10 protein-coding genes are annotated in these 12,590 nt (G+C 56.9%); 8 read left to right on the top strand and 2 right to left on the bottom strand.

The features are described 5' to 3' along the window. Window positions 1-10 precede the first annotated feature (10 nt). A complete protein-coding gene (betB, locus tag AB8W27_RS11235; protein WP_015741060.1) occupies window positions 11-1,483 on the bottom strand; it encodes a betaine-aldehyde dehydrogenase in 1,473 nt (490 codons plus the stop codon). A gap of 12 nt (window positions 1,484-1,495) precedes the next feature. Continuing rightward, window positions 1,496-2,092: a transcriptional regulator BetI gene (gene betI, locus AB8W27_RS11230; protein WP_015741061.1), complete on the bottom strand. Its 597-nt coding sequence runs from the start codon at window positions 2,090-2,092 to the stop codon at window positions 1,496-1,498. Between the two features lie 251 nt (window positions 2,093-2,343). Between betI and AB8W27_RS11225 the strand changes: the two genes are divergently transcribed. The 8 genes from AB8W27_RS11225 (at window position 2,344) to AB8W27_RS11190 (ending at window position 12,583) form a co-directional block, all read left to right on the top strand. After that, on the top strand, window positions 2,344-4,374 hold the full coding sequence (locus AB8W27_RS11225) for a choline transporter (protein ID WP_007760674.1): 2,031 nt from the start codon (window positions 2,344-2,346) through the stop codon (window positions 4,372-4,374). Between the two features lie 59 nt (window positions 4,375-4,433). Further along, entirely contained in the window at window positions 4,434-5,099 is a 666-nt protein-coding gene (locus tag AB8W27_RS11220) for a DUF2268 domain-containing putative Zn-dependent protease (protein WP_015741062.1), read from the top strand. A gap of 291 nt (window positions 5,100-5,390) precedes the next feature. Continuing rightward, complete coding sequence (locus AB8W27_RS11215) at window positions 5,391-6,092, top strand: hypothetical protein (RefSeq protein WP_015741064.1); 702 nt, start codon at window positions 5,391-5,393, stop codon at window positions 6,090-6,092. Between the two features lie 707 nt (window positions 6,093-6,799). Beyond that, entirely contained in the window at window positions 6,800-7,297 is a 498-nt protein-coding gene (gene tssB / locus AB8W27_RS11210; RefSeq protein WP_015741066.1) for a type VI secretion system contractile sheath small subunit, read from the top strand. A 34-nt stretch (window positions 7,298-7,331) separates the two neighbouring features. After that, the gene (tssC, locus tag AB8W27_RS11205) at window positions 7,332-8,873 is read left to right on the top strand and encodes a type VI secretion system contractile sheath large subunit (protein ID WP_007760679.1); all 1,542 of its coding nucleotides are present in this window, start codon (window positions 7,332-7,334) and stop codon (window positions 8,871-8,873) included. Between the two features lie 14 nt (window positions 8,874-8,887). Further along, the gene (tssK, locus tag AB8W27_RS11200; RefSeq protein ID WP_015741067.1) at window positions 8,888-10,237 is read left to right on the top strand and encodes a type VI secretion system baseplate subunit TssK; all 1,350 of its coding nucleotides are present in this window, start codon (window positions 8,888-8,890) and stop codon (window positions 10,235-10,237) included. Continuing rightward, window positions 10,234-10,920 carry a type VI secretion system protein TssL, short form gene (gene tssL, locus AB8W27_RS11195; RefSeq protein WP_015741068.1) on the top strand — a complete coding sequence of 229 codons (687 nt, stop codon included), beginning with the start codon at window positions 10,234-10,236 and terminating at the stop codon, window positions 10,918-10,920. The genes tssK and tssL overlap by 4 nt, the downstream gene beginning before the upstream one ends. Window position 10,921: 1 nt before the next feature. After that, window positions 10,922-12,583 (top strand): OmpA family protein, encoded by a 1,662-nt coding sequence (locus tag AB8W27_RS11190; protein ID WP_282914005.1) that lies wholly within the window; start codon window positions 10,922-10,924, stop codon window positions 12,581-12,583. Window positions 12,584-12,590: the final 7 nt, after the last annotated feature.

Below are 12,590 nucleotides of genomic sequence, written 5' to 3'. Positions count from 1 at the left end.
TAAAAGGGGATCAAAATACGGACTGAAAGCGGGCCATCTCGACCTGTACCGATTTCACCTGCGTGTAATTTTGCAGGGTCATCAGCCCGTTCTCACGGCCAACGCCGGAGTGTTTGTAGCCGCCGACCGGCATTTCGGCCGCGGATTCGCCCCAGGTATTGATCCAGCAAATACCGGCTTCAATCTGGTGAATGACGCGGTGCGCGCGGTTGAGATCCTGCGTGACGACGCCTGCGGCGAGGCCGTAGTCGGTGGCGTTGGCGCGTTTGATAACCTCTTCTTCGCGCTCGTAAGTCAGAATCGACATTACCGGCCCGAAGATCTCTTCGCGCACGATGGTCATCTCATCGCGGCAGTCGGTAAAGACGGTCGGTTCAACCCACGCGCCGTTGTCGAACCCGGCGCCGGTCAGACGTTTGCCGCCGCACAGCACGCGCGCGCCTTCACGAATGCCGGTGTCGATGTAGCGCATGACGTTATCGCGGTGCGCGAAGCTCACCAGCGGGCCAAAGTTGGTGGCGGGGTCGTTCAGGTCGCCTGCGTTAATACGCGCCACGCGCGCGGCGATTTTCTCTTCAAACGCGGCCTGCCATTTCGCCGGGATAAACACGCGCGTGCCGTTGGTGCAGACCTGGCCTGAACTGTAGAAGTTGGCCATCATGGCGATATCGGCGGCAAGATCGAGATCCGCATCGTCAAAAATGATGAGCGGCGATTTACCGCCAAGCTCCATCGTTACCTCTTTCAGCGTCGAGCCTGCCGCGTTCGCCATCACTTTTTTGCCGCTGGCGACACCGCCAGTGAACGACACTTTGTCGATGCCCGGATGTTCAGTCAGCAGCTGGCCCGTGACCGCGCCGCTGCCGTTAAGCACGCTGAACACGCCGTCCGGCACGCCCGCTTCGGTGTAGATTTCCGCGAGCTTAAGCGCGGTGAGCGGCGTTACTTCGCTCGGCTTGAAGATCATGGCGTTGCCGGCGGCGAGCGCCGGAGCGGATTTCCACAGCGCAATCTGGATCGGGTAGTTCCACGCGCCGATCCCCGCCACCACGCCGAGCGGTTCGCGACGGGTATAAACGAAAGAGGTTTCGCGCAGCGGAATTTGCTGGCCTTCGAGCGAGGGGATAAGCCCGGCGTAGTATTCCAGCACGTCGGCGCCGGTGACGATATCGACCGCCTGGGTTTCGCTCAGCGGTTTACCGGTGTCGAGCGTTTCCAGCGCGGCCAGTTCGTCATTGCGCGCGCGGAGAATATCGACCGCGCGGCGCAGAATGCGCGAGCGCTCCATCGCGGTCATCGCCGCCCAGATTTTCTGGCCTTTGCGGGCCGCCTCAACGGCGCGATCGACATCAAGCTTGCCTGCTTCATGCACCTCGGCGAGCACCTCGCCGTTCGCCGGATTGAGGGTCTGGAAGGTATTCCCCGTGGCGGACGGGACATATTTGCCGTCAATGTAAAGCGGCTGTTCTGCGAATCGGGACATGATTCCTCCTTCTCAATAGGGCGCTGCGCCAGCCAGTTGCTGACGGATGAATTGGGTGGTGAGCGTGCGGGCTATCTCCAGATTAAACGGCTGGCCGCTGAGCGCCGCGCGCAGCCACAGGCCGTCAATGAGCGACGCCAGGCCATGCGCCGCCAGCCGCGCCTGCTCGCGCGGCAGTTCGCGGCGAAATTCAGCGGCGAGCGTCGAAAACAACCGGCGGCTACTGACGCGCTCCAGACGACCGAGCTGCGGCTGATGCATGCTGCTGGCCCAGAAATCGAGCCAGGCTTTCATCGCCGCGCTGTGCACCTGGGTGTCATCGAAGTTGCCTTCGACAATCGCCAGCAGGCGCGCCTCGGTGCTGGCCTGCGCCAGCGGTATGAGGCGCGCGGCGACGGCGTCGCGCAGCTGGCGGGTGATATCGCGCATGGTCGCTTCGAGCAGGCCGTTTTTGTCCTTAAAGTAGTGGCTGATAATGCCCGCCGAAACGCCCGCCCGACGCGCGATCTGCGCGATGGTGGCGTCGTTGATCCCAACGTCATTGATGGTGCTTAACGTTGCATCAATTAACTGCCTGCGCCGTATCGGCTGCATTCCTACCTTTGGCATGACCCCAGACTCCGCTTCACCACGTGTTAGCGACTATTTAAACTTTTTTTGATTGGACGTTCAATATAAAAAAATAAATTGTTAAGATGTTGTGATTGAATTGTCGCAAAAGCGGAACGGTAGACTACGCTAAGAGGCGATTAATCACCGTGGTGAACTATTGAAAGGAGAAGAGACGCGCCTTGCGGGGCAGATAACCACACTCGCGCTAACGCTTTCATTTTTGACAGGACATTAACCAGAGGTAACCGATGACTAATCCACCTGCCAGTGAAAAAAACAGAATTAATGGGGTAGTGTTTTACACCTCAGCCGCGCTGATTCTGACTTTTTCACTGGTCACCATTTTCTTCAGCGAGCTGTCCGCCGCCTGGATCCAGATCGCGGTCAACTGGGTCTCGGCGACGTTTGGCTGGTATTACATGCTGGCCGCCACGCTCTATATCGTTTTCGTCATTTACATGGCCTGTTCGCGCTACGGTGATATTAAACTCGGGCCGGAGCAGTCAAAACCGGAATTCAGCCTGCTGAGCTGGTCGGCGATGCTGTTTGCCGCAGGCATCGGCATCGACCTGATGTTTTTCTCGGTGGCGGAGCCGGTCACGCAGTATATGCAGCCGCCGACGGGGGCAGGGCAGACTATCGAGGCCGCGCGCCAGGCGATGGTCTGGACGCTGTTTCACTATGGGCTGACGGGCTGGTCGATGTACGCGCTGATGGGGATTGCGCTGGGTTACTTCAGCTATCGCTATAATCTGCCGCTGACCATTCGGTCCGCGCTGTACCCGATTTTCGGCAAGCGCATTAACGGGCCTATCGGCCACACGGTCGATATCGCGGCGGTGATCGGCACCATTTTCGGCATCGCCACTACCCTTGGCATCGGCGTCGTGCAGCTTAACTATGGCCTGAAAGTGCTGTTCGATATTCCGGAAGGGCTGACGGCGCAGATGGCGCTGATTGTGTTATCGGTAGTGATTGCCACCATTTCTGTCACCTCGGGCGTTGATAAAGGCATTCGTTTCCTCTCTGAGCTGAACGTCATCCTGGCGCTGGGGCTTATCCTGTTTGTGCTGTTTATGGGCAAAACGGATTTCCTGCTGAATGCGCTGGTGCTCAACATTGGCGATTACATCAACCGCTTTATGGGGATGACGCTCAATACCTTCGCCTTTGATATGCCGCGCCAGTGGATGAATAGCTGGACGCTGTTTTTCTGGGCCTGGTGGGTGGCGTGGTCGCCGTTTGTCGGGCTGTTCCTGGCGCGTATTTCGCGCGGGCGCACCATTCGCCAGTTCGTGCTCGGCACGCTGATTATTCCGTTTACCTTTACGCTGCTGTGGCTCTCCGTGTTCGGCAACGCGGCGCTGTATGAGATCATTCACGGCGACGCAGGCTTTGCGCAGGAAGTTATCGCCCATGCCGAACGCGGCTTTTACAGCCTGCTGGCGGAGTATCCGGCGTTTAAACTGAGCGCCTCCGTCGCGACTATTACCGGTATGCTGTTCTATGTGACGTCCGCCGATTCCGGCTCGCTGGTGCTGGCGAACTTCACCTCGAAACTGAAAGACATCAACAGCGACGCCGCCAACTGGCTGCGTATTTTCTGGTCGGTCGCCATCGGCGTGCTGACCATGGGGATGCTGATGACCAACGGCATCTCGGCGCTTCAGAACACCACGGTGATCATGGGGCTGCCGTTCAGCTTCGTCATTTTCTTCATCATGGCCGGGCTGTATAAATCGCTGAAGGTGGAAGATCACCGTCGCGCCAGCGCCAGCCGCGATACGGCGCCTTATATTCCGTCGGGTAATGACCGCCTGAGCTGGAAAAAACGGCTGTCACGCCTGATGAACTATCCGGGAACACGCTATACCCAGCAGATGATGGAAACGGTCATTTTCCCGGCGATGGAAGACGTTGCCAAAGAGCTGGAACTGCGCGGCGGCCGCGTGACGCTGAAAAAGGTGGAGCCGGATGAAGAGACGCCGCTGGGGTATCTGGATCTGCGCGTGCATCTGGGCGAGGAGCAGGATTTCGTCTATCAGGTGTGGCCGCAGCAATATTCAGTGCCGGGCTTTACCTACCGCGCCCGCCGTGGGAAATCGCACTATTTCCGCCTGGAAACCTTCCTGCTGGAGGGCAGCCAGGGCAATGATCTGATGGATTACAACAAAGAGCAGGTGATCATCGATATTCTCGATCAGTACGAGCGCCACCTGAACTTTATTCATCTTCATCGCGAGGCGCCGGGGAATAACCTGGTGTTCCCGGAGGTGTAATATTAAAAAGGCCGCGCGAGTGGCCTTTTTTAATTCCGGCTCTGGGAGGAGAAGCCGCAATGAAACACTGGACGCTGCACTGGCTGGAGGCGCAGGGCGATTTACGCGATGTTTGCGACCGGATCGCACAAGAAACGGACGCGGCGTGTCAGACGCTGGCAAACGCCGTAACCCCGCCGCGACTCGATATGCTTGTGTACCGCGCGCCGGGTCAGGTTATCCCGGAAATCGGTATCGCGGGCCGCGCGTACCACGGCGCGTTATTCAGCATGGGCGTTGACCCGGATAACCCGCAGCTCTGTTCATCGCTGACTGACGGGACGTTCCGGCGGCAGATCCTGCATGAGGTGCATCACTGCATGCGCATGGCGGGACCCGGCTATGGCTGGACGCTCGGTGAAGCGCTGGTGAGCGAAGGGCTCGCCGGGCATTTCGTCACCTGGCTGATGCACAGCGCGCCGGAGCCCTGGGAATGCGCGGTTGAACGTGCCGCGTTAACCGCCGCGGGCGTCAGCAGCGCCGCGCTCAATGACACGCATTATGACCATGCGGCCTGGTTTTTTGGCAGCGGCGCGCTGCCGCGCTGGTACGGCTATACGCTCGGCTTTGAAATGGCGGCGGCGTGGCTGAGCGAGGCGGGCGCCCCGGATGCTGAAAAGCGGATTAGCGTGCCCGCAGAAGAGGTGATTGCCGCCGCGCGGCGTTGCGGCTTACTCAGGGAATAGGCGCGTCAACAGTACTGGCCGTGTTTACCGCGCATGAACCTGGCAGGGCAAAAGCAGTCAGGATTGCCCCTGGCTCTGCTGACGCGCAGAGCGTTTGTCGTTATCAATTCGCGCGCCCGTAAAGGGTTAGCGCTCGCCTGCAAAACCGCTCTCCGCCATCATGAGGATTTTCCGAAACCGCCATCCAGCCGCATCGTTAAAACATTTTGCGGCACGCGTTCAGGCAAAAATCAGCGATACAGGCAATACTGAAAGTCTTTTTATTATATTCGTCAGCGGGATGGGCCGCTGATGAATAAAACAGATGAGGGACGTCTGATGCTGAAACCCAGCGATTATTCTAAAGCCGACGGTTACAACGAACTGGTTCACGCCATTGGCACCGTACCTGCCAGCAATCTTATTACGCATACCGTCCGCGCGCTGGATGTGCAGGACAAAGCGATGCTGGGCGTGCTGCTGACGCTTGAATGCAAGAAGCTGGCCCGGCTGACGGGACACTTCGCGCGGCTCGCCCCTGCGCATCCGGGGACGCCCATGCAGATAACCGAAGAAGAGGCTATCGAAGAAGCGGCGCAGTGGATTGCCGGGGCCTCGACGTCATCGGCAGGGACCGCGCCGCTGATTAAGAGCTATCTTTCGCATTACCTGAACTTTGGGTTTTCGATTTCATCGATTGCGGATGTCGAAGAGCTGCATCGCCGGGTCGCGCCAGGCGCCAGTTCGACGCCTCGCGGTATCGTGCCTAATGATACGCCGGTGCCTTCCTCCTTTTCCGGACGTGAGTTGTTCAGCCACCAGCTCGGGATGAGCGCGGTCTCGGCCGGTTCGCCGCACTACCCACAATGCCTCTTCGCCTGGATAACCGGCTGGCACCCATTCCCTGACGGCAACGGCAGAACGGCGCGCGCGGCCTACGCGATCACTTCCATCAGGAACGGGACCTGGCGGCCGCTCAGCAAATCGGATGAAGATCTCTTGAGCGGGTTGTAACAGGCTGTACGAACGCATGCTTTGAAAATATAAAACATCATTTTTCTTCGCCGGTGACGGATGCTCTCCGGCGCGACACGGCGTTAATGCCAGTTTCAGGAGCCACGTGATGAAACTGACTCCATCTCGCGTGTTAATCGGCTGTGTAATGTTCAGCGTTCCTGAGCTTGATGGCTTCCTGATGGGGGCGTTGAATCCACCTCTATTCAGCGTAATAAATCAATAATGCTGCTTTGTTGTTTTGATTATTGCTTGTCGGCAAGAAGATATTTCAAATATAAATAATAATTAGGCGTGTATTAATATTTAAAATGTATTTCTGTTATGAATTTAATTTTATAAAAAGAGTGCTGCTTTCACACTAAATCTGCGTCTACAGAAATGAGATTTTGGCTGGGGAGGTTTTCTCATGTCCGGAACTGGATGTTTTTTGCAATGATATGTGGTTATTATTGATTATTAATAGACAGAGTATGGTTTTTTAAATGTAGTATTGGGTGATACATGTAATTTTTATTTGTCTTTGAAATGCGGTGTAACATATATAGATAGTGAGCCCCTTGTTAACGTCAGCGCCGGGCGTAACATATTCAAGTAATTGTTTTTTAACTGCCGTAAAGGATACGGCAGAGAACGCGGCAGGGATTGTCGCTGACGCTCCCTGTTCTTTCCGTCAACGTCAAACTGCCTTTATGAAGGAACATGTCATGTCTGGTTCATTTCAGGAAGAAATTCCTAAAGCCCGTATTAATCTCAAATTAAACCTGCACACTGGCGGCGCTCAGAAAAAAGTAGAGCTTCCGCTGAAATTATTAGTCACCGGCGATTTCAGTAACGGCCAGGAAACAGACCCGCTTTCCGAACGTAAAAAAATCGACGTCAATAAGAATAATTTTGACAGTGTGCTTTGCGAATTTGCGCCTGTCGTGAATCTGGCCGTGGAAAATACGTTGGCGGGTAACGGGTGCGAAGAAAACGTGCGCCTGACATTCCGCCAGATGAAAGATTTTGAACCGGAGCAGGTGGCGCGGCAAATTCCCCAGCTTAAAGCCATGCTCGCGATGCGCAATTTACTGCGCGACCTTAAATCGAATCTGCTTGATAACGCCACCTTCCGAAAAGAGCTGGAAACCATCTTAAAAGATCCGGCGCTGAGCGATGGCTTACGCGCGGAACTGGCTTCGCTGGCCCCGAAAAACGCCTGAGGCGGACCGGGTTTATTACGGATTAATGAGAGAAATGCTGATGTCTGTTCAGAATACCCCTTCTTCTGCCGGCGAAACGCAGGTGCTGGAAACCACTGGCGGCGTGTACGCCTCGCTGTTTGAAAAAATCAACCTGCATCCGGTCGCCGCGCTTGGCGATATCGATACCTGGCAGGACAGCCAGAGCCTGGCGGACGCCTCTGCCGATGAGCGCGTGACCGCCGCGGTACAGGTCTTTCTGGAGCGCCTGAAACAGTCTGGCCAGAAAGTCGAAAAGCTCGATAAAACGCTGCTCGATCACCATATCGCCGATCTGGACTGGCAAATCAGTCGCCAGCTGGATGCGGTGATGCACCACAGTGAATTTCAGAAAGTGGAATCGCTGTGGCGCGGTCTGAAGCATCTGGTGGACCGTACCGATTACCGCCAGAACGTGCGCACCGAAATTCTGGATATTTCCAAAGAAGATCTGCGTCAGGATTTCGAGGATGCCCCGGAAATTGTGCAGAGCGGCCTCTACTGGCACACCTACACGGCGGAATATGACACGCCCGGCGGCGAGCCGGTGGGGGCGGTGATTTCATCCTATGAATTCGACGCCAGCGCGCAGGACATGGCCCTGCTGCGCAATATTTCCAAAGTTTCCGCCGCGGCGCACATGCCGTTTATCGGCGCCGTCGGCCCGACATTCTTCCTGAAAGACACGATGGAAGAGGTGGCGGCCATCAAGGATATCGGCAACTACTTTGATCGCGCGGAATACATCAAATGGAAATCCTTCCGCGATACCGACGATGCCCGCTATATCGGCCTGACCATGCCGCGTGTGCTGGGCCGTCTGCCGTATGGCCCGGATACCGTGCCGGTGCGCAGCTTTAACTACGTGGAAGAAGTGAAAGGCCCGGACCATGAGAAATACCTCTGGACCAACGCCTCGTTCGCCTTCGCCGCCAATATGGTGCGCAGCTTTATTAATAACGGCTGGTGCGTGCAGATCCGCGGCCCGCAGGCGGGCGGCGCGGTGCAGGACTTGCCGATCCATCTCTACGATCTTGGCACCGGCAATCAGGTGAAAATCCCGTCGGAAGTGATGATCCCGGAGACCCGCGAATTTGAATTCGCCAACCTCGGCTTTATTCCGCTCTCGTATTACAAAAACCGCGATTACGCCTGCTTCTTCTCGGCGAACTCCGCGCAGAAACCGGCGCTGTACGATACCCCGGACGCTACCGCTAACAGCCGCATCAACGCGCGCCTGCCGTATATCTTCCTGCTGTCGCGTATTGCGCATTACCTGAAGCTTATCCAGCGCGAAAACATCGGCACCACCAAAGATCGCCGCCTGCTGGAGCTTGAGCTGAATAACTGGGTGCGTGGGCTGGTCACGGAGATGACCGATCCGGGCGATGAGCTTCAGGCGTCACACCCGCTGCGCGATGCAAAAGTGGTGGTGGAAGACATCGAAGACAATCCGGGCTTTTTCCGCGTCAGGCTCTATGCCGTGCCGCATTTCCAGGTGGAAGGCATGGATGTCAACCTGTCGCTGGTGTCGCAGATGCCGAAAGCGAAAGCCTGACGCGCGGAGAGGTAATGAAGATATATCGACCATTATGGAACGAGGGGGCACTGCTGTCCCCTCAGCAGTTCCAGCAACAGTCTGCCTGGGAAGCCTTCACGAACGCCGGGGTGTCGGCCCTGTCATCGCCTTTTCCCTGGGGTGTGGAGAAAGTTGAACTGGATGACGAGCTGCTGTCATCCGGCCGCATTCAGGTGCGCGCGCTGCGTTTATGGCTACCCGATGGCACGCTGGTAGATACGCTGAATAGCGATCTTGCGCCGCCGCCGCGCGAACTTAACCCGAGTGAGCTGGCGGGTCAGGACACCCTTACTTTGCTGCTGGCGTTGCCGCTGATGCAGCCAGGCATCGTTAATGTGCAGAAGGCGTCCGCAGCCTCTGAGCGGCCGTTACGTTACCGCGAGGAGTGGGTTTCTCTGCCCGATGTGTTCGGGACAGAAGAGGAATCAGTGGCCGTGGCTCACTTTAATCTCTCTTTACGCTTTGGGCACGAAAGCAATGCATTCTGGCAGAGTTGTCCTGTCAGCCGACTTGTCCGTGACGGACAGGGCGGCTGGCGGCAAGATGCAGCTTTTATTCCGCCGATGGCGCTGTTTTCCTCGAACGCGATGTTGCAGGAGCGCCTGGTCTTGCTTAACCGTCAGTTGCGTTCCCGACGCCAGCGACTGATGTCTATGCGTCGCGAAAGTAACGAACGGCTGGCCGATTTTGCCGTCGCGGATGTGTCGTTATTCTGGCTGCTCAATGCGCTTAACTCTCATGCGCGTGTGCTTAGCGAATATGAGCGCTTTCCGGCTCGTCATCCTGAGCAAGTCTGGGCTGAACTGGCAAGGCTGGCAGGCAGTATGCTGACGTTTTCCCTGGAACACGACCTGGACACTATTCCTGGTTATGACCATGACGAGCCGGAGCACACTTTCCCCCCGCTGTTCGATCTGATAACCGAATTGCTGGAAGCAAGCCTGCCTTCACGGGTTATCGCGCTGCCCATGTCCCGCATTGACGAACTGACATGGAAAACCTCGCTGCATGATATGCGGCTGCGTGAAGAAGCGGATTTCTATCTTTCGGTACGCTCCGATATTCCCGCCTGGGAGATTGCTGAGCGTTTCCCTGGCCTGTGTAAAGCCGGCTCCCCGGATGAGGTGAACTCCATTTCTATCAATGCGCTAAACGGGATACCGCTTATTCCTGTCACGCGCGTGCCTGCCGCGCTGCCGGTGCGTCTGGAAAATCACTATTTTGCGCTGGATATGGAAAGCGCGGCGGCGCGCGACATGCTGGAGCAGGGCGTCTGTATGTTCTATGTGCCCTCGCTGCTGGGGGCGCTGGAGATTGAACTGTTTGCGGTACTGCGCTCATGAGAGAAGAAATCGACATAGATAAATTGATGGCCGATACCTGGCTTACGGTCACGCTGTTGCGATATGGCTCTTCGGTTCCTGACGGCAAATCGCTGTATCAACGCTGCTGCGATCAGGTAGAAAGCGTCCGCGACGCGCTTCAAAAGGCGGGTTATGACGACACCAGCATAGACCATATCTCTTATGCCCAGTGCGCGCTGCTTGATGAAACCGTCATGAGCCGTAAACCAGCGTTGGGAGAGGGCGGTGAAGATCCTGTTACGGATGAAGGGCAGAAAGAATGGCGTACGGCGCCGCTGCAGGCCCGTTACTTTGGTTCCTTACGCGCCGGGGAAGCTATCTGGGATCGCATCGCGGAAGTGTTACGCCAGCCTGCTCCATCACAGGCGGTACTGACCTGCTATCACCGCGTCCTCTCGCTCGGTTTCCAGGGACTGTATGGTGTGAAAACGGTCAGTACCACTCAGCGTGAGGAGACGCTGAAAGCGCTTAGCGCACGGGTTTCACCGATCAATACGGATATTTCACTGGTGGTCCGCAGAACTAAGAAACGTCGCTATAGTCTGTTGCGATCCGTTGGATTCTGGATCCTGTTTTCGGTCGTCGTCACGGGCGCTGTCTGGTGGTGCGGACACCTCTGGCTCCAGGCGCTGCTGTCTGCTCAACTTCCGGAGCAGCATTGATATGCGTAAACCGCTCATTGTCTCCGGCATCCTGCCTGTCCTTATTAGCCTTATGGCACTGCTGTGGTTACTGTGGTGTTTTTTTCCACTGCCAGTGGTGATGAAGTGGCTGATCACAGTAGTGATGTTGGCTGTCGCCTGCCGCCTGCTGTGGATGGCGTGCAGGCGTAAAACCTCACCATCAGAGGCCGCAACGGTCATTGCTTTACTACCTGACTCGCACCAGGGGCCGGTTGTGCTGGTCTGCGGCGATGGGCTGGATGAGCTGTTTTCCGGGCAACCGGTTCGCCATACCGCACAAGGGTACTGGCTGCGTGTCGATAATGTCAGCGAACTGCACACTCTTATCCGTAGGTTTCAGGCTCACCAGCCCGCGCTGACAGGGCAGCTTTCGGTGATGTACTGCTGCCTTCCGGATAAGCACCAGGATGAAGCGGTATTACGCGCGGGGCTTAAAACATTACGTCAGGCGATCCGGCAGTTAACCGCGCTTACGGGATCCCTGCTTCCGGTCGTGCTCAGCTGCCGGTTTTCCGGGCCGGATACGCCATGGGTCATTGTGCGCGGCGATAAGCCCTTCGTGTGTCCTGAGAATGCACCGCAGGCGTCGCTGGATGAATGGCAGCAGGACGAAAATAACATCATGGCGATTCCTGTACTGAATGAGGCTTTTGCTTTTATTCGCCAGGTTGTCATGAGTGAGTTGATTAACCCTGACCGTTTGTTTCCACCTTTGCACCCGTTTGCAGTGGCATTCCGCACTGGCGCCTGCACCGGTAATCGTTCAGCTCTGTGGCCGCAGTGGTTATATCAGCGAACCCGGTTGCAGTTGCCTGACGTTACAACGCATACGGCGCCAGCCTCACGGTTTGCCGATCCGTTGCTTCCGCTTCTGGCACCCTATGCGGCACCGATTCCAGGCGGGAAAACAGGCTGTCGTGTCACCGTCCTTCTGCTGGGTTGCGCACTGGCTGCAATTGCTTTTTCTGTTGCCAACAATCACCGGTTGATTCAGCGAATAGGCGGCGATCTCGCACGCTGGAACGCCATCCCCATGACGCATTACGCCCCCAAAGCGCATTCGCTTGGCATTCTTAAGCGTGACGCGCTGCTACTGGAACGCTGGCAGCGGCAGGGTGAACCCCAGCGTTATGGGTTGGGCCTGTACAACGGGCAGCGCCTCTGGCTCGCTTTACAACAGGCGATCGACTCGTATGTCTCTCAGCCAACACCGCGGGATTCCATACCCCACACCGTTCGTCTCGATAGCCTCTCACTGTTCGATACCGGCCAGTGGCGGCTGAAGCCCGGCTCCACGAAGGTACTGGTCAATGCGCTGGTAGGCATTAAGGCCAAACCAGGCTGGCTGATTGTGGTTGCCGGGCACACCGACGATGTGGGCGACGAGCGCGCCAACCAGCAACTGTCGCTTAAGCGCGCCGAATCGGTGCGCGACTGGATGCGCGACACCGGCGATGTGCCGGAGAGCTGCTTTGCCGTGCAGGGCTACGGCGAAAGCCGTCCGGCAGCCCCCAATACCACCACACAGGGACGGGCGCTGAACCGTCGCGTTGAAATCAGTCTGGTGCCGCAGGCCGACGCCTGCCGGCTGCCGGACATCCCCCTGCCGCCCTCACAGGATGAGAGCGGTACTCAACCTTAAATGGAGA

The organism is Cronobacter turicensis (genome assembly GCF_041222865.1).
GTDB lineage: Bacteria > Pseudomonadota > Gammaproteobacteria > Enterobacterales > Enterobacteriaceae > Cronobacter > Cronobacter turicensis.
Note: the sequence above shows the minus strand (reverse complement) of the source record. Positions and strands in the feature narration are given on the sequence as shown.